The organism is Peptoniphilus indolicus, assembly GCF_900454665.1.
Taxonomy (GTDB): Bacteria; Bacillota; Clostridia; order Tissierellales; family Peptoniphilaceae; genus Peptoniphilus; species Peptoniphilus indolicus.
Genome location: NZ_UGTH01000002.1, coordinates 1 through 15,789, shown reverse-complemented (window position 1 = coordinate 15,789; position 15,789 = coordinate 1). Strand labels below are relative to the sequence as shown.

The 15,789-nt window shown below is 30.4% G+C and carries 22 protein-coding genes and 3 pseudogenes; 10 read left to right on the top strand and 15 right to left on the bottom strand.

Features of this window, described 5'->3' with window-relative positions:
• From DYE58_RS10875 to DYE58_RS10865, 3 genes and pseudogenes are all read right to left on the bottom strand, one after another.
• Positions 1 to 310, bottom strand: a pseudogene (locus DYE58_RS10875) (Cna B-type domain-containing protein); the annotation flags it as partial.
• 184 nt (positions 311 to 494) lie between these two features.
• Positions 495 to 1,220 carry a class C sortase gene (locus DYE58_RS10870; protein ID WP_218563727.1) on the bottom strand — a complete coding sequence of 242 codons (726 nt, stop codon included), beginning with the start codon at positions 1,218 to 1,220 and terminating at the stop codon, positions 495 to 497.
• 51 nt (positions 1,221 to 1,271) lie between these two features.
• Positions 1,272 to 2,789, bottom strand: a complete 1,518-nt coding sequence (locus DYE58_RS10865; RefSeq protein ID WP_004820768.1) for a SpaH/EbpB family LPXTG-anchored major pilin — start codon at positions 2,787 to 2,789, stop codon at positions 1,272 to 1,274.
• A gap of 501 nt (positions 2,790 to 3,290) precedes the next feature.
• Between DYE58_RS10865 and DYE58_RS11470 the strand changes: the two genes are divergently transcribed.
• The gene (locus DYE58_RS11470; RefSeq protein ID WP_004820766.1) at positions 3,291 to 3,476 is read left to right on the top strand and encodes a transposase; all 186 of its coding nucleotides are present in this window, start codon (positions 3,291 to 3,293) and stop codon (positions 3,474 to 3,476) included.
• 12 nt (positions 3,477 to 3,488) lie between these two features.
• Complete coding sequence (locus DYE58_RS11465; RefSeq protein ID WP_306424714.1) at positions 3,489 to 3,719, top strand: transposase; 231 nt, start codon at positions 3,489 to 3,491, stop codon at positions 3,717 to 3,719.
• A 296-nt stretch (positions 3,720 to 4,015) separates the two neighbouring features.
• Here the strand turns inward: DYE58_RS11465 and DYE58_RS10855 are convergent, their stop codons facing one another.
• The 4 genes and pseudogenes from DYE58_RS10855 to DYE58_RS11610 all read right to left on the bottom strand — a co-directional run bounded on the left by DYE58_RS10855 (position 4,016) and on the right by DYE58_RS11610 (position 6,246).
• A complete protein-coding gene (locus DYE58_RS10855) occupies positions 4,016 to 4,471 on the bottom strand; it encodes a hypothetical protein (protein ID WP_040552303.1) in 456 nt (151 codons plus the stop codon).
• Between the two features lie 40 nt (positions 4,472 to 4,511).
• A pseudogene (locus DYE58_RS11715) lies at positions 4,512 to 4,755 on the bottom strand (VirD4-like conjugal transfer protein, CD1115 family); the annotation flags it as partial.
• A 290-nt stretch (positions 4,756 to 5,045) separates the two neighbouring features.
• Positions 5,046 to 5,696: a class I SAM-dependent methyltransferase gene (locus DYE58_RS10845; RefSeq protein ID WP_115312019.1), complete on the bottom strand. Its 651-nt coding sequence runs from the start codon at positions 5,694 to 5,696 to the stop codon at positions 5,046 to 5,048.
• A 421-nt stretch (positions 5,697 to 6,117) separates the two neighbouring features.
• Entirely contained in the window at positions 6,118 to 6,246 is a 129-nt protein-coding gene (locus tag DYE58_RS11610) for a hypothetical protein (protein ID WP_004823563.1), read from the bottom strand.
• A gap of 236 nt (positions 6,247 to 6,482) precedes the next feature.
• Here DYE58_RS11610 and DYE58_RS11110 point away from each other — a divergent pair, with 236 nt between their 5' ends.
• Positions 6,483 to 6,635, top strand: coding sequence for a hypothetical protein (locus tag DYE58_RS11110; RefSeq protein WP_172463347.1), 153 nt, complete (start codon positions 6,483 to 6,485; stop codon positions 6,633 to 6,635).
• Positions 6,604 to 6,987 carry a MarR family transcriptional regulator gene (locus DYE58_RS10840; protein WP_172463346.1) on the top strand — a complete coding sequence of 128 codons (384 nt, stop codon included), beginning with the start codon at positions 6,604 to 6,606 and terminating at the stop codon, positions 6,985 to 6,987. The genes DYE58_RS11110 and DYE58_RS10840 overlap by 32 nt, the downstream gene beginning before the upstream one ends.
• Positions 6,988 to 7,029: 42 nt before the next feature.
• Here the strand turns inward: DYE58_RS10840 and DYE58_RS10835 are convergent, their stop codons facing one another.
• Genes DYE58_RS10835 through DYE58_RS11600 form a run of 5 tightly spaced genes read right to left on the bottom strand, consistent with a single transcriptional unit; the run spans position 7,030 to position 10,405 of the window.
• Positions 7,030 to 8,202, bottom strand: coding sequence for a MalY/PatB family protein (locus tag DYE58_RS10835; RefSeq protein WP_004820759.1), 1,173 nt, complete (start codon positions 8,200 to 8,202; stop codon positions 7,030 to 7,032).
• An 11-nt stretch (positions 8,203 to 8,213) separates the two neighbouring features.
• Complete coding sequence (locus DYE58_RS10830) at positions 8,214 to 9,176, bottom strand: D-cysteine desulfhydrase family protein (RefSeq protein WP_040552301.1); 963 nt, start codon at positions 9,174 to 9,176, stop codon at positions 8,214 to 8,216.
• Positions 9,160 to 10,026 carry a dicarboxylate/amino acid:cation symporter gene (locus DYE58_RS10825; protein WP_281269850.1) on the bottom strand — a complete coding sequence of 289 codons (867 nt, stop codon included), beginning with the start codon at positions 10,024 to 10,026 and terminating at the stop codon, positions 9,160 to 9,162. The genes DYE58_RS10830 and DYE58_RS10825 overlap by 17 nt, the downstream gene beginning before the upstream one ends.
• Complete coding sequence (locus tag DYE58_RS11605) at positions 10,020 to 10,265, bottom strand: cation:dicarboxylate symporter family transporter (protein WP_281269849.1); 246 nt, start codon at positions 10,263 to 10,265, stop codon at positions 10,020 to 10,022. The genes DYE58_RS10825 and DYE58_RS11605 overlap by 7 nt, the downstream gene beginning before the upstream one ends.
• 5 nt (positions 10,266 to 10,270) lie before the next feature.
• Positions 10,271 to 10,405, bottom strand: a complete 135-nt coding sequence (locus DYE58_RS11600) for a hypothetical protein (protein WP_281269848.1) — start codon at positions 10,403 to 10,405, stop codon at positions 10,271 to 10,273.
• A 253-nt stretch (positions 10,406 to 10,658) separates the two neighbouring features.
• Between DYE58_RS11600 and DYE58_RS10820 the strand changes: the two genes are divergently transcribed.
• The 6 genes from DYE58_RS10820 (at position 10,659) to DYE58_RS11645 (ending at position 13,874) form a co-directional block, all read left to right on the top strand.
• Positions 10,659 to 11,345: a RecQ family ATP-dependent DNA helicase gene (locus DYE58_RS10820; protein ID WP_115312362.1), complete on the top strand. Its 687-nt coding sequence runs from the start codon at positions 10,659 to 10,661 to the stop codon at positions 11,343 to 11,345.
• Positions 11,329 to 11,472, top strand: coding sequence for a hypothetical protein (locus DYE58_RS11105; protein WP_172463345.1), 144 nt, complete (start codon positions 11,329 to 11,331; stop codon positions 11,470 to 11,472). The genes DYE58_RS10820 and DYE58_RS11105 overlap by 17 nt, the downstream gene beginning before the upstream one ends.
• A gap of 17 nt (positions 11,473 to 11,489) precedes the next feature.
• On the top strand, positions 11,490 to 12,026 hold the full coding sequence (locus tag DYE58_RS10815) for an RQC domain-containing protein (protein ID WP_115312361.1): 537 nt from the start codon (positions 11,490 to 11,492) through the stop codon (positions 12,024 to 12,026).
• Between the two features lie 169 nt (positions 12,027 to 12,195).
• The gene (locus DYE58_RS10810; RefSeq protein WP_342769549.1) at positions 12,196 to 12,789 is read left to right on the top strand and encodes an HRDC domain-containing protein; all 594 of its coding nucleotides are present in this window, start codon (positions 12,196 to 12,198) and stop codon (positions 12,787 to 12,789) included.
• 744 nt (positions 12,790 to 13,533) lie between these two features.
• Positions 13,534 to 13,797, top strand: coding sequence for an alkylphosphonate utilization protein (locus tag DYE58_RS10805; RefSeq protein WP_245946152.1), 264 nt, complete (start codon positions 13,534 to 13,536; stop codon positions 13,795 to 13,797).
• Positions 13,773 to 13,874: a PhnA domain-containing protein gene (locus DYE58_RS11645; RefSeq protein WP_342769548.1), complete on the top strand. Its 102-nt coding sequence runs from the start codon at positions 13,773 to 13,775 to the stop codon at positions 13,872 to 13,874. The genes DYE58_RS10805 and DYE58_RS11645 overlap by 25 nt, the downstream gene beginning before the upstream one ends.
• A gap of 652 nt (positions 13,875 to 14,526) precedes the next feature.
• On the opposite strand, the gene DYE58_RS11455 is transcribed toward DYE58_RS11645, so the two are convergent.
• The 3 genes and pseudogenes from DYE58_RS11455 to DYE58_RS11445 form a co-directional block, all read right to left on the bottom strand.
• A complete protein-coding gene (locus tag DYE58_RS11455; protein ID WP_245946150.1) occupies positions 14,527 to 14,871 on the bottom strand; it encodes a hypothetical protein in 345 nt (114 codons plus the stop codon).
• Positions 14,846 to 15,163: a hypothetical protein gene (locus DYE58_RS11450; protein ID WP_245946148.1), complete on the bottom strand. Its 318-nt coding sequence runs from the start codon at positions 15,161 to 15,163 to the stop codon at positions 14,846 to 14,848. The genes DYE58_RS11455 and DYE58_RS11450 overlap by 26 nt, the downstream gene beginning before the upstream one ends.
• A 440-nt stretch (positions 15,164 to 15,603) precedes the next feature.
• Positions 15,604 to 15,789: pseudogene (locus DYE58_RS11445) on the bottom strand (hypothetical protein); the annotation flags it as partial.

Here is a 15,789-nt window from a genome sequence, read left to right as displayed (position 1 = left end):
CAGTTGTACCTGTAACTAGAGCTTTTAACCCGTCTCTTTGTACATATCCCTTAAGAGTCAGAGCATAATCGTTCCAGGCCTCTTGATTTAATTTTGTTAAATCCACAGGATATTTACTAAATTTCTCTGTGAGTTTAATATTTAGATCTTTATCAACATCTGCCACTTTATATATATCAAAGTCTGCATTAGATAATTTCTTTCCATCATTCTGATAGTCTATAATAAATTGAACGTATTTATCTATATCAAAGTCGCTACTTGCCAAAGCATCTAAGGGAAATATCATAAGACTAATTATTAAGCACATAAGAAATAATGGTAGGATTTTTTTATTTTATTCATCTTTCACCTCCAATAAATCTTGCTTAAAGCAAATTTTTAATTTTTATCTTTTTTTCTATTTTGGTTTAAAGATATTAGATCTTTTATAATTGTAAATAGAATGATAAGAAATACACTCAAGAAAATTATCATCTTAATTAGATGTGTTTTTATATTTTTTTCCGCTTTTCAAGAGTTTTTACTTCTTTATGGTTTGTATCTTTTATTATTCTTTCCCCTCTTACTAGAAGCCTATGAGTATTTATTCCGTAAGGGGTGCATGTAAACATGGTTACATATTCTTTGTCCTCTTCTATTTTTAAGGCTTCTGCTTCTTTTGGTAAAACAGTAATAATTTGATTTATTTTATAGGTTAGATCATCACCTAATACAGATAAGATGAACTCGTCCCCAATTTTCAGCTTATTTAAATCGGTAAACAGTTTGGCTGACGGCAGTCCGCTGTGGGTTGATATAACGGTATGAGTACCCTTACCTCCTACCGGTAAAGATGACCCCGGCAGGTGTCCAACTCCTACTTGGATAACCCCCTCGTTTACATCGTGGTAGATAGGAAGGTTTATATTTATTTTGTCTATCGTGACTGTTCCCATCATTCCGTTTTTAAAAGGGTCCAGGTTTTCTCTATATCCTATGAGTGAAAGAGGATTGGATAATGGATGTTCTATCTTTAATAAATTTTGATTGTACTTATCCGCCCTTTCTTTTATTTGCTCAATCTCCAGCCCTTCAAACTGACTTAGTGCTTCTTGGTATTCAACAATCGCTCTGGATTGAGTGATGCTGTTGACATAGTCGCTGATAGTAGGGTAGAAGAAAATACTACAACCTATTAATAAAAGAACACGAAAAAAAATTGATTTGCTTTTTTCCATAAATAATTTTTATTTGAACAGAGCCGGATAACCGGCTCTACCCAAGATTTTTTAGTTCCTTTCTTTTTTTACTTTTCCTTTTGCAAGACTATATAGTGCGATTAGGATGATTGCTCCACCTAGAACTGCAAATAGGGTTGTACCCATACCGCCTGTGCCAGGAAGTGCTATACCGCTTGAGTTTGCTATCTTGGATTCAGCTTCCATTTTTAATGTACTTGTACTTGAATCATCATCTGTTAGCGTAACCTCTGTATCTGTTGTTAGTAGGTTATATCCGTCCGGTGCTTTTGTTTCCTTTAGGAAAAATGTTCCGGCTGCTAGACCTTTAAACTCAGCTTTACCTTCAAAATCCGTATAAACAACTGTAGCATGGTTAATATCATCAACCCAAATAACTTCTTTTTTATCGCTACTCTCATTTAACTTATAGTATTTAACTTTGTTGCCTCCTTCTTTTTTGTATAAAACAAATTCGGCATTTTGAAGTTTTTTCCCCTCATTATCTTTTTCATGTTTTATCAGCTTAATTTTCCCTGTATAAACTTTTACAGTAACCTTTGGTGTTTTTTCTTTTGAATCATTATTTTTAGGGTCATTGCTGTATTCTAATTCAACTTCGTTTGGGTTACCAGTATTTCCTACTAGAGCATCTTTTCCTATTTTAGCTTGATAGGTAATTTCAAGTTTTTTATTTACATCTTCTTGTAGCTCTTTCATATTGAAAAATATCTTTAAAACAGTTGAACCATCTGTTCCCGCTGATTTTTCATAATAATAGTTTGCACTTTTTTCTATACCTACAGTTTGTTCTTGTTTATCTCCAATTTTTACTTTTATAGTATCTGTATCAAGTTCAAGTCCCTTTGAAAGGGTATCTGTTACAAAAAATTCATACTTATCATATCCTGTTGTATCGGGAATCTTAGATTCAAGTGTAAATTTAACCGGCTTACTATAGTCTTCAGACTTTTTATCCACTTTTTTCGTTATAGTTGGATACTTACCTTTTGAGTTCACTGTTACTTCTGGTAAGGTTGATGTTAAAGATACGATTGAACCATGCTTCTCACCTGTTGGTTCTGTAGCTCCTTCCGGACTAACCATGTAGTAACCAAGCTCTAGGTTTTCAAAAACTAATGTTTCTCCCTGTGCCGTTTTTACTTCGGTTTTATTCATCTTACTTAGTTGACTCTGTGCAGCTTTTGCAAAGTCTTTAATATTCGCTTCAGTGATATTAATATATTTTACCTTGCCATCTACTGTTATAGGGTTTAATTCTCCTGTATTGTCATTAACGATATAACTTTTTCCAGCGCCATTTTCAAAGAAATCTTTCCAATCTTCTGCAATGGTATAAGAAACATTTTTGTTTTCATCTTCGCCTGTATAAGTTAAATCAAAGATTTTATAAATAGCATATTTCTTATCCTTTATTGTTTTATTTACTGTAATTTTCCCCTGATTAGCAATTGCATAAGCAAAAGCCTTCTCACTTCCAAACCCTACTGATAGAATCATTACTAGCGCCATCATTATAGCTAGTAAACTTTTAATTTTTTTTGTCATGTTTTCCTCCTTGTGACTTGATTTTAAGTTTTTTTTGCTTAATAAAGACCTGTGTCATATAGATTTACCTGTCATTAATTAGTTGTACTGATTTAATATCTAAGCTTTAAAACCACATCAAAAATACCTAAAATTAATAGTATGTCTCTATTTAATTATTGCCTTTTAACTCCTCCTTCTTGTAATTTTTGTGGTTTGATTCTACCTTAACTGTCAATAATGTTAGACTTTAATTGGCAATAATTTTAGGAAATAAAATACAAACTGTGATATACTAATAAAGTACATATAGATGTTAAATTTACTGTTTTATAAAAGATTACTATCACTAAATTAGTATGTGATTTATATGTAAATAAAAGTCTACTTTTTTTTACAGTTCTTCGAGATTGTGTAAAATTTTGTGTATATAACCTCCTGATTATGGTAAACAATAACTAATCAGGAGGAATTTTTATGCCAAGAAAGAGACCATAAACAAAGTTAAACAAAATATCTAAGATGTTAATTGAAGAATTTCAACCAGAAGTAATATATGACCTGCAAAAAGCTCTAAAAGATCTTTTACGTGATACAATGAAACAAATATTAAAAGCTGAATTAGATGCTCATTTACCCTATGAATATGATGAAAATCCATTAACCTTTAATGCAAGAAACACTTCAAGCAAAAAAACTGTTAAATAATCCTATGGATATATAGACTTAAGTATTCTAAGAGATAGAAAAGGATTCTTTAAACCACAAGTAATAGAAGTTGTATATCCAAAAGCAGAGATACAAAAATGTATAATCCATCAAATAAGAAATCTCTCCAAATATGTATATTTCAAAGATATAAAAGGAGTAATGAAAGATTTAAAATCAGTATATAGAGCATCTACAGAAGAATTGACTTTTACAAATTTAGCCATGTTTGAAGATAAATAGGGCAAAAAGTATCAAAAGTATGTAAGAGCTTGAAAAAATAATTAATCAGATGAAAAGATATTTGTATAGATCTACCAGGCTTTCAATTCAGACCTTAAATTGGCTTAATCCTATTGAAAATCAAAATCTATTATTTTCATCCACTCTAATTCCTCCTTAAAATTTTCAAATAATAAAAAACTCCATAAGTAGTTTTGGTTATTTACCTTGTCTACTTATGGAGTATCATATCGTTTTGAAATTACCTTTGATTTTATTATATTCTGTTTTAATAAAATATTTGTATTTATTACTTATTAAAATAGGCTAAGTAGTTGCTCAGCAGATATTAGATATAAGATAAAATATATAATATGAAGTGGAATATTCCATGTAACATATTTTTCAATCTGATTCATTTCTACTTTCTTTCCGCTATTTACCAAATTCTCTACTTCCCCAAAACCTGTTAATGTATGCAACACCAACATTATAATTGGAACAATTAAGCTAAAGCATAATGGGTTAAAACCTTTATTGTAATTTAAAATCAAAGATATGATTGATACTATTATTTGCCCAAGTAATATAATAGAGTGATTTATTTTAACATTAGTATTTGAACGAAAAGATGAATAATCTTGAAATCCGCTTAATATCTTATTTTTTAAGATATAATTAAAATAGCTCCCCAATGTAACTGTATACATAAGCATCATTCCTGACATAATAGCCGTATATATAATTTGTATCTTCAAAATAATAAAATCCAAAAAATTACCTCCAATTTTATCTATTTTATATTATTATATGCTATTTCATCCTTTTAATAACGGTCTTTCCGCTTAGTTTCACCCTTCCATATCTTTATGTATATCTTCTATACCAAGTATATTCTTCTTGTCATAATTCTCAAGGGACTTGTAGTTCTTATGTTTTGTAATATAGTATTTATATGATACATAAGATCTTACGCCTCTAAGTTGAAAAATGTATTTGCCCCATCCATTACGATAATCTCTCCTTGGATCATCAGTTCTTTGCCTGTCCTTTGGTATTCATCTTCTCTAACTTCTAAAAAATCAATTGTATCAAGTAGTGCTGTGAAGTTATTTTCTTCTCTTGGAGCTTCATAGAAGATGTAGCCTATAATTTCTTTGTAGTAAAGTTTTTCAGCTTTCACTTAAAAATCCTCAACTGCTTTTCACCTTGTCATTTTGTATTTTCAATATTTGTCTGAAATAATTTCAAAATATCTTTTTAATAACGCATATAGGAAAAGAAATTTTATTTCTTAGAATTCTTGAAATCTATCGTATTTTGGTATGAAATTAAGAAAAAGATATGTTATGTTACACTTTTAGCAATCATCACGCCAACTGGTGCAAGCCCTCCATATATCAGTTTCATTTCAACTACTGAAAATCCATATTCCTCAATAAATTCTTCAAATTGCTTTTTATTCCATTCTTGATACATCTTAAATCCTAAAATGGACATAATCATTTTTATAATTTTTCTTTGTTTCCCCTCTTTCCATAGAAAAGTAGGAGCAAATAAAATACCATTAGATTTTAATACCCTAGATATTTCTTTCATTGCCTCATCCGGCTTAGGCATAATGTGAAGTGCATTAGCTATTACAACACAATCAAATTTTCCATCTGCAAAAGATAATGATGTTGCATCAGCTATTTCAAATGTAAGGTTTTTGTATTTTCCACGCTTCCTTGCCTCCACAATCATTTGTTCAGAGAAGTCTGTTGCAATCCAACTTTTAGTATACCTTGAAAGACTAAACGACAGTTGCCCTGATCCACAAGCAAGTTCAAGTATATTCATATCTTTATTCAAATAATGACAAATATTTCCGCAAATTTTATCATAAACTTTTTTATCTTTTTTAATAAAAGCGTTATATAGTTTGGCAAATTTATCCCAAAATTTTTTATTATTTTTAATACTCACTGTCAGTACTCCTTTAATATAAATTATCATATCAATTTTTATCTTATTTTCTCATTGATATCTTGTAAAAAAGCTATAACGGTTGCTCTAAGATTTAACTGCATCGGGTGATATGTATTCTAAAATTTTTAAATTCCACTCCAATCCAGAAATCAAAGCCGGATTTTATATATTTGAAGATCCTATATAAGCTGATGAATATCCCGTACTTCTTTCAAAACAATAAGATTTTACGTGCAGTCAGTTCTGTTTGTATCATATAAAATTTCAACTTCAGTATTTGGCAACTTTAAAAGCTCAACTATTGCATTAAAATCAGAAACTCCCATATATGATGTTGTTATAATTCTTAGCTTGTGATCTTCGGTAAATCCTTCTAACGCATCTCAAATAAGCCTAAATCCACTATACTTAATAAAATATATAAGCAGATCGATTCTATCAGAAGTTTTTATCTCTCTAATTCACTTTTAAGAGTTGTTCCAATTGTGACGGCTAATAGTGATGACGTTGCAATTGATGTCAATAACCTATTTTTATTTAGTTTATCAAATCCTTCTTTATTCTCATGAACCACCAACCATTAATTTCCATGCTCTTCACTTATTCCAAATCCTTCAATTTGAAATATTTTCAACAATTCTTTTAATATAAATAAACGTTTTTCTTTGTCGCTAGTGGCCATGTATTTTCTAATATTGTATTATATTTCATAATTTAAAGCCATTTTATAATTGATAATTGGATTTATAAATTTGTTCACTCACTTGACTTTATCTTCTTATCAATATATCATATTTTATTAGGAGTGATTATATGGACTTACATGCATTGATAAACCAAAAATCTTTAGACAAACTTTCTGACGAGGAATTAATTGCATTATTTGAAGATGTAAATGAGTTTAACCAAGCTGTTTATGACTTTGCAATCTCTTATGAAAGTTCCAAAAAATTATGGAGACTCTGATAAATTGTCTATGATTGAAGCGCACATTATCTATAATATTTTCAAATCTCCTGGTATAAACGCCATTGAATTAAATGAAATATGGAATGTCTCCAAGGCATATATTTCTAAAATTATAAATAAACTAGAAAGTGATGGATATATTTATAGAGAAATAAATCCTGAAAATAAAAGAAAATATGATTTATATTTGACAAAAAAAGGTGAGATTTTTAATAAAAAACATATGATACATGATATCGAATCGACAATTTTTACAACAACTTTCTTATCTCAAGATTTCAGTCTTGATGAAATTGCAAAATCAAGAATTTTTTTGAGGAAGTATAAAGATGCTATTGAAAAAGAATAATCCAAATAAATTAAGTCCCCCGGATAACCCGGAGGACTTGCTTTATATATACTTATGTTTCTTTAAAACTTCTTCTAGTCTCATTAAATTTTCGGTTAAATATTTCTTAGGTAAACCAATATTAATTCTCATATGTCTTTCTCCGCCGTATCCATATTCGGAACCTAAATTCACATAGCACTTTGCCTCATCAAGCAATTCACACATTTTATTTTCATCAATTCCCATCTTTTCATATGAAATCCAGACCAAAAAACTAGCCTGTGGAACTACGTATGAAAATAAATTATTGTACTTTTCTAAAAAGTTCACTAAAACTCTTAAATTTTCCTTTATTACTTCTGTCACTTCTTCTATCCAAGCCTGACCATTAGTATAAGCTGATTGAGTTGCTACCATCCCTAAAACATTAGCTCTTTCCAATCCAATTTTCTCGTTGGCAACAATAAATCTGCTCCTTATCTTTTCATTAGCTATTATTATGTTTGAGCATTGAAGTCCGGCAATGTTAAATGTCTTTGATGCTGCTGTACAAATTATAGAGTTATCCAAAACTCCACTTGAAATAGTGCCTATAATCCTGTGCTTCTTCTCGCTCAACATTATATCTGAATGAATTTCATCGCTCACTATCATTAGACCGTTATCAATACATATTCTCCCCAACTTTTCTAATTCTTCAACGTCCCAAACTCTTCCCGACGGATTATGTGGGCTACAGAATAAAATAAGTTTTGCTTGTTTAGCTTGTTTTTCTAAAAGTTCAAAATCAATAAAATAATTTCCATCATTAAAAATCATTGGACATTCAGAAACTTGTCTATCTTGACCTTTAACTACATCATAAAACGGTGGATAAATAGGAGTCATAATGATAACTTTCTCTCCAACATTTGTAAATTCTCCAACAGCAGTTGCTAATGCTGAAACAACTCCTGGAGTTGTAAATATCCATTCTTGTCTTATATTAAAACCATGGTGTGACTTAAAAAATTCTACAACGCTCTCTAAATATTCTTTTGTAGGTCTTGAATAACCTAAGACTTGTTCGCTTATATATCCGGTTAAGTCATTTCTAATTTCCTTGCATAATTCGAAATCCATATCTGCAGTAGACATCGGCAACACAAAATCCTCTTCTGTATTATTTACCTTTAACCACTTGCTTGGGTTTGATTTTCTTCTATCTACTGCTGAACTAAAATTATATTTCATATTTACTCCTCTCAATAATTTAGTAATTTATCCGCAACATCTCTCATTTCTTTAGTCCAACCTTGTAACCCACCGGTGTGTATAAATAAAATATTTTCAAAATCTGAATTTTTTATCTCTTCAAGCATCCCGATAAAACCCTTCCCTGTATAACAAGGGTCAAAAATTATTCCCGTTTCTTTTGATATATCTATATAGGCTTGAATTTCTTTTTCTGTATATTTTCCATAACCTAAGCCAATGTAATCATCAACTATATTTATCCCATTGAAATCTGTAATATTACAGTTCATACCTTTTAATATTTCAACTATTACTTTTTTAAAATGTTCACTTGACTCGCTAACACTTATACCAAAAATTTCTTTGTTTGACTTATTTTTGTAATTGCCATACCAAAGACCTGCATATGTTCCACCTGAACCAGTTGTCGAAAATATTGCATCGAATTTAACCCCCAAGCTTTTTTCTTGGTCTATTATTTCATCAAAACAAGCTTGGTATCCTAACGCTCCAACTGATGTAGAAGCTCCAACCGGCATATAGTAGGCTTTATGCCCATTGTCATTTAAATTTTGTATCAACTCTTCTACATATGTTTCTCTTTCAGATGATTCTTTTATTACATGAATTTTAGCACCCAATAATTTGTCTAAAAAATAGTTTCCTTCGTTATTTCCAACTTCACCAACTAATACTAAATGACAATCCAAACCAAGTTTAGCTGAAGCTGCAGCAGTTGCTCTACAATGATTTGATTGAATAGCTCCAGTTGTTATAATTGTATCAGCACATTGATTTATAGCGTCTTGCATAGTGTATTCCAATTTTCTAATTTTATTTCCGGATACTTCAGTACCCGTGAAATCATCGCGCTTTATATAAATATTTTTTTTATATTTTTTGCTTAATGACTCGATTTTTTCAATTGGTGTCGGTAGATTTGCCAAATTTATTTTATTCACTCGCCACATCCTTCTTTCTTATCCAATTTTTGCCTTCAACAATTCTTGTTACCATCATTGAAGCTATTGTATCTCCACTTGCATTTGCCATTGTAGCTGCAGGATCCACTAAAAATCCAATCGTTGCAATAATCGGGAATGACTCAGGAGGAAAATTAAATAGTGATACTATTAACATTTCCCCAACTAATCCACCTCCTGGCGCCCCTGATAATACAAATGCACTCAATATAGCCACCATCATAGACTTAGCATACACATCTATTCCCGTATAGGGAATTCCATAAATTCCAAATAAAAATGCTATTTTAAATATGGACGAAATAACTGAACCGTCCATATGCATTGTACAACCTAATGGAAGTATAATATCGGATATATCTTCAGACACTCCTATATTATTACAAGCATTCTTGTTAACTGGTAGAGTTGCCACAGAAGATTGAGTTGCAAAAGATGTTACCATTGGTTTTATTATATTTTTAGACATCCTTCTCACACCTATCTTACCACCAGCAAAGTAAGCATACAAAGGGAAAAATATTACTACATAAATAATTATCAAAGGATAATATACTGCCAGTAACCTTCCATAATTCCCAATAAGTTCCGGTCCAAACTCTCCAACTAAATTTGCAAAATAAGCTCCTAATCCAATTGGCGCAAGCTTCATAATAAAAGAAATAATAGTCATAATAACATTATTTAAATTATTTAGTAATTTGCCTACAAGGCTGTCTTTTCCTCCGTTTTTACTTACAGCCAAGCCCAGCATTATAGAGAACACGATAATTGCCAACATGTTTTTTCTGCTTAATATTTCAGGAAAATCACTTACAGTTAAAGTTTCAACTACCATGTCTCCTGCAGATTTATTTCAACACCTTGCTCAGCAGCCATTTCAAAGTTCATAGACCCTGGATCTACAATATTAAAAATATTTAAAGTCCCAAAACTAACTATACCTGCGAATAGACCTGTAACTACAAATATCAACATTGTCCAAGTTAATATTTTACCTAATCTCTTCATGTCTATCATATTGCCAACCGCAGTTGATATAGAAACTAACACCATAGGAGCAACTATTGTAAACATCAAATTTAGAAAATATCTCCTAAAGGTTTTAACACTGTCGCCTTTTCACCAAACACTAAACCTATAATAGCCCCTAACACAATACCACCTATAAGTAATAATAAAGATAAATCTCTCTTTTTACTAACTTTCTCAGTCATAAAACCCCTCCAAAAAGTATCTATTGTGAACTGTTCACTTAGTTAACTATTTTCAGTCTAGCACGGTAATGTTTTCCTGTCAATCATTTTATTATTTAATCTTATTCTAATAAAATCCCGTTGCTTTGAGTAATCATCTGTCCACTTACCTTTTCTCGTAACCATAAAGCTAATCTTTAATGCTATAATTAGCTCAAGGAAATAATATTAAAAAAATATCTACTATAAATTAATGACTTAAAAGGAGAAAATTATGGAAGTTAAACAAATTTTAAAAAAATATTTTGGCTATGATAATTTTAGATCTGGACAAGAAGATTTAATAAACAATATTTTAAATGGGAAAGATGTTTTGGGTGTACTACCCACAGGCGGCGGAAAATCTATATGCTACCAAATTCCCGCAATGCTGATTGATGGTTTAACTATATTTATCTCACCACTTATTGCCCTAATGAAAGATCAAGTCGATGACTTAAGGCTAAAGGGAATCCCGGCAAGACTTATGAATTCCAGTCAAGATTTCACCCAAACCGGCGAAGTTAAAAATGAAATTGAAAATGGAAATATAAAACTCTTATACATAGCTCCTGAAAGATTAGAAAATGTTTTTTTCACGCAATGGGCTAAAAATCTCAACATCTCGCAAATAGTTGTTGATGAAGCGCATTGTATTTCACAATGGGGTCATGACTTCAGACCTTCTTACAGAACAATTTCTTCTTTTATACAAAATCTTAATATAAGACCGGTAGTTTCAGCATTTACGGCAACAGCAAATCAATTAGTCAGAAAAGATATAATCAACCAGCTTGATCAAGTAGAGCCTTTTATTCATGTATCCAGCTTCGACAGACCAAATATCTATTTTGCCGTTGAAGAACCTAAAGATAAAAAGAAAGGTTACTTGAACTATTGGATAAATGTCAATCTCAAATAATTTATGCTCAACTAGAAAACTTGTAGATGAAATAAAAGATTTTCTTCAAGATAGAGGATATTCGGTCGGGAAATACCATGCCGGTATAGATATTACGCAAAGAAATGCCATTCAAAATGCATTTTAAAAGATGAAATTTCAATAATGGTTTGTACTAATGCTTTTGGAATGGGCATAGATAAACCTGACGTAAGACAAGTTATTCACTACAATATGCCAAAAGACATTGAGTCATACTATCAAGAGGCAGGTAGAGCCGGCAGAGATGGAGAACCTGCAAATGCAATCCTCTTATTTTCCCCACAAGATATAGTAACTAATAAATTCTTAATAAAATCTAATAATGACAATTATTCATATAAAAAACTCGAACAAATGATTGCCTATTGCTATTCAACTAAGTGTTTACGTTGGCAAATAATTAATTATTTTGATAAAAATACCCATGACAAGTGCAATAACTGCTCTGTTTGCTTAAATAAAACAGAAATTGAATCCAGAACAATTGATGCTCAAAAAGTTTTGTCCTGTATAGTTCGTATGGATCAAAACTTTGGAATGGACTTGGTTTCTTTAGTTTTAAAAGGATCTTCTAACCATAAAGTACTTAACTGGAATTTCGATAAATTATCCACCTATGGAATCATGAATAATCTTAGTCGTGATGAAATTAAAATATAATATCTAAACTTATCTCAGACAAATATCTTGTTCTTGGAAGACATCGAGAATTGAGATTAACTAAATCATCCGTCAACCTATTACAAGGCGAAGAGGAGTTTTACATGATTAAAAAGAAAACTCCAAAAGCAAACAACAAAACTTCTATAATAAAAGAAATTTATCCTCCATTGATGCCGAACTATTTGAAAATTTAAGATATTTAAGAAATTCTATAGCAGAAGAAGAAAATGTTCCGCCTTATGTGATACTGCATAATTCACATTTGAAAAATCTAGCCATTATGAAGCCTCAAACAATGAGAGAATTTAAAGAGATGCCTGGATTTGGCGAAACTAAAATAAGAAAATATGGTAAAAGATTTCTTGAATTGATCTTAGATTTTGTTAAAGACGTCGATTTAACACAAAATAAGTACGATAATTATTCCATTCCTCAAGAAAATAGTATAAAGAAAAAATCATTCTCAAACTCTTTCAAACGTTCAGCCATGCTATTTAAAGAAGGTATGTCTATAGAAGAAATTGCCATTCAACGAAATATAACTTCCGAAACTGTACTTAAACACCTAGACATTGCTCAAAAAACAGGATATCTTGAAAATATAAATTTTAATTTGGATAAAAATGTAAGAAATGAAATATTTAAAGCGATTGAACGCTTGGGTTACTCAAAATTAAAGCCAATAAAAGAAGCTGTAAACGAAAATATCTCCTATAATCAAATAAAAATGGCTGTAATCGAATATAGACAAAATAAATAGATGAGCTTTTTAGTTATGCAATTATATTAAAGTTTGATTAAAATAATTCCTTATTTTTATATACTCGAGATGGTAGATTGGTTGAAGAATGCAATTTCCAGTAATTATATTCGCGAAAATATATACTTAAATTGGATATTATTCTTTAAATAAAAAGTAGAAGATGTATATAATAACTCTAGATAAACAAAGTATCTATTTCAAATATCCGGAAGGAATAGGAAAATGTACATTCTTATATTGACATTACACTTGTACCTTGCGATGGTAGATGCATCTAGCAAGTGGGCCACTAGAATAAGGGCTGGGATAAGATATTGTCGCAATTAACAATATTTTTTGAAGGCAGAATCTAATTTTTTGCCTTCACCATAATAAAAAAATTGAATTTTCTTGTCACATATGTTTGACAACTCTAGACAGTTTTTTATATAATCAAAAGTTTATAGTTGCATTTGATGATAATTTTAGATATTGTTACAATAAGTATTATTCAAACTTTTGAAAAATTTTTTATATTTCTATATATAAAAATCTTCTAAATACACTACACTTAGCTCTTATATTTGTTGCTTGATTCCAAGTTTCTGAATCTATTTTACAAATATAACAACATTTCTATAATTGTTTTTAAATCTCTAACCCAGAGGCTGATAAGCTTAATTGTAATGAATGTTCACTATCATTTTTAATTAAATTATTTATGTTATAATATTATCAGTAATAAATTATTTGGAGGTTAGAATGATAGATTTACCAAATTGCCCACAGTGTGGAGAAGGCTACACATACAAAGATAATCATTTATATGTTTGTCCTATGTGTTTTCATGAGTGGACAGATGCAGATATGGAAGCTGCTGAACTTGCTAGCAAAACATTTGATTTTAACGGAGCTGAATTAGCAGATGGCGATTCAGTTACTACAATAAAAGAATTACCATTAGGCAAAGATAGATTAAAACAAGGAACTAAAGCTACTAAATTAAAATTCTTAAACCTGAAGTAAATGGTCACGACATTGAAGCTACTGTAGATGGAGTTGGTAGAATTTATCTAAAATCAAAATTGGTCAAGAAAATATAAGAATAAATAACTCGGAATGCTCCGAGTTTATTTTTTTATATTTTAGTCTGAATATATGATTTGATGAACTAGTTAATTTCACTTTCTTCTTAAATTTTATATTTTTTAACATATGAATAAAGCAAACCCCGTATAAAAATTTTTACAATACATACTTTAATTTTTGACTCTCAACTTAATCAAATTAACATAGATTATACTAATAGTCTTGCTGAGGATTTTTAACCTCTTGAATTTATAATCTTATTCAAACCCAATAATTATCATAGCATATTTGTTTATTTTACAAATTATCAGTATCTATTAAGTTTCTAAAATCTGGTGTCTTTATACCTAGTTTTTGAGTTTTTAATCTCAAAACAATATCAGTGTTTATACTACAGTAAGAGTGTTTTTGGGGACACACATTATTCATCCAACATCAACTTTCCCTGTTTAGCTTTATCCTTAAGACGTTTCATCTGTTCTTTTTCTATCTGTTGAATATTTTTCTCTGGAACTGGTAAAAATCTTCTGGCCCACCTATTTTCTCAATGGCACCTCTCACTTCTTTTCCTACTGAATAATGCACTTTTGTTGCTGCATATGCACCCTCAACTTTGTCTTTCCTTAGCTTTTCTTCTGTCTGTGAAATTCTAAATTCGCAATGAGTTCACTTCCCATGTAATCCAAAATCTTTTGTCTTGCAGCTAGACCTTCCTAGAATGTATCTTCTACATCTAATCCGCCATACACCCATATATCCAGCATTTTGGAATATAGCGAATTCTTCGTTTGTGATAACTCCCGCATCATGTGCTGTTTCAACTAAAATCTGATTCCATTGTTTAATATCACCTCGAACAACAAGCCGTCTTCTATCCTCATCAAGCTGATTAAAATGATCCGCTAGCTCTTGACGATATGTTTGTATAGCAAAGTAGGTTTGTCCAAGTGCAATAACTTCTTTTCTAGGATCACCATTTGCACAATCAAATAGCATATCTTGTAAGTTCATAATCTTTAATAGACTTGCTTGTAGCACCAGCTTCTACGATTTTGCTGGCCTCAGCAAAATCGTATGTTACTTCATGCCCACTATTTTCACAAGCAATCATAGCCTTATCAATTACCTTTTTGAAAATTACGCCATTGATAGTAATCAAGTACAGCAGAAAGTTCTCTTGCACTCCAATACTCACTTCCATCTTTTCTGATATGTTTAATATCTTCAAATTTTTATATTCTTTTGCTTTTAAATTTGGCATAAACTTACCTCTTGCTATTTCTATAGTAACTATCTTATACATAAACTATCTTTCTATATCTCTATATTTTTCGATTCTGTTACCATGTATATCCTTCCATTCAACCCATCCATTATTAGATTTTCCGATAATTATCCAACCTGCGCTCGATGGATTAACACATACAATGTCTTCTTGTAATATATTATTTACTATATTTGCATTTCGTCTAATAGAAGAAATATACCCTTTCCCAGTATTTCCACAAATACTTCCTTTTAAAACTGTAAATATACCATCTTCTACTTTTGCTTTACCATAAACTTTACCAAAACCTTTAATATTACGGTTTAATACATATTCCCCATCTGGAACAAACCCATTATCTGACTTAAGTTTTATTTCTTCTGTTGATTCCTTAAATACTTCCTTTTTACTCTTATCTTTTGGATAAATCTGCTTACCATCTAAAGAAGATAATAACGATTTTGCTATTTCTATATCTAAAGCAAATAGTTCTGTATTAACAATCCTACTTTTACTAAAAAATCATGTATAAGCTTTTCTTTCTCGTCATATCCATCCACTATAGCAAATTCTCTTTTTAGCCCTGTAATATTAGCGTATCCATTACTTTCTAAAAATCTCATTCTATTTTCAAATTGGTCATTTCTGGTTTTACCAATCTT

What these genes read in the sequence shown, in the direction of transcription:
- DYE58_RS10870 (WP_218563727.1), bottom strand. Translation starts at nt 1,220, where the DNA reads ATGGAAAAAAGCAAATCAATTTTTTTTCGTGTTCTTTTATTAATAGGT.
- DYE58_RS10865 (WP_004820768.1), bottom strand. Translation starts at nt 2,789, where the DNA reads ATGACAAAAAAAATTAAAAGTTTACTAGCTATAATGATGGCGCTAGTA.
- DYE58_RS11470 (WP_004820766.1), top strand. Translation starts at nt 3,291, where the DNA reads ATGTTAATTGAAGAATTTCAACCAGAAGTAATATATGACCTGCAAAAA.
- DYE58_RS10845 (WP_115312019.1), bottom strand. Translation starts at nt 5,696, where the DNA reads ATGATAATTTATATTAAAGGAGTACTGACAGTGAGTATTAAAAATAAT.
- DYE58_RS11110 (WP_172463347.1), top strand. Translation starts at nt 6,483, where the DNA reads ATGGACTTACATGCATTGATAAACCAAAAATCTTTAGACAAACTTTCT.
- DYE58_RS10840 (WP_172463346.1), top strand. Translation starts at nt 6,604, where the DNA reads ATGAAAGTTCCAAAAAATTATGGAGACTCTGATAAATTGTCTATGATT.
- DYE58_RS10835 (WP_004820759.1), bottom strand. Translation starts at nt 8,202, where the DNA reads ATGAAATATAATTTTAGTTCAGCAGTAGATAGAAGAAAATCAAACCCA.
- DYE58_RS10830 (WP_040552301.1), bottom strand. Translation starts at nt 9,176, where the DNA reads ATGTGGCGAGTGAATAAAATAAATTTGGCAAATCTACCGACACCAATT.
- DYE58_RS10825 (WP_281269850.1), bottom strand. Translation starts at nt 10,026, where the DNA reads ATGGTAGTTGAAACTTTAACTGTAAGTGATTTTCCTGAAATATTAAGC.
- DYE58_RS11605 (WP_281269849.1), bottom strand. Translation starts at nt 10,265, where the DNA reads ATGTTTACAATAGTTGCTCCTATGGTGTTAGTTTCTATATCAACTGCG.
- DYE58_RS11600 (WP_281269848.1), bottom strand. Translation starts at nt 10,405, where the DNA reads ATGACTGAGAAAGTTAGTAAAAAGAGAGATTTATCTTTATTATTACTT.
- DYE58_RS10820 (WP_115312362.1), top strand. Translation starts at nt 10,659, where the DNA reads ATGGAAGTTAAACAAATTTTAAAAAAATATTTTGGCTATGATAATTTT.
- DYE58_RS11105 (WP_172463345.1), top strand. Translation starts at nt 11,329, where the DNA reads ATGTCAATCTCAAATAATTTATGCTCAACTAGAAAACTTGTAGATGAA.
- DYE58_RS10815 (WP_115312361.1), top strand. Translation starts at nt 11,490, where the DNA reads ATGGTTTGTACTAATGCTTTTGGAATGGGCATAGATAAACCTGACGTA.
- DYE58_RS10805 (WP_245946152.1), top strand. Translation starts at nt 13,534, where the DNA reads ATGATAGATTTACCAAATTGCCCACAGTGTGGAGAAGGCTACACATAC.
- DYE58_RS11455 (WP_245946150.1), bottom strand. Translation starts at nt 14,871, where the DNA reads ATGAACTTACAAGATATGCTATTTGATTGTGCAAATGGTGATCCTAGA.
- DYE58_RS11450 (WP_245946148.1), bottom strand. Translation starts at nt 15,163, where the DNA reads ATGTATAAGATAGTTACTATAGAAATAGCAAGAGGTAAGTTTATGCCA.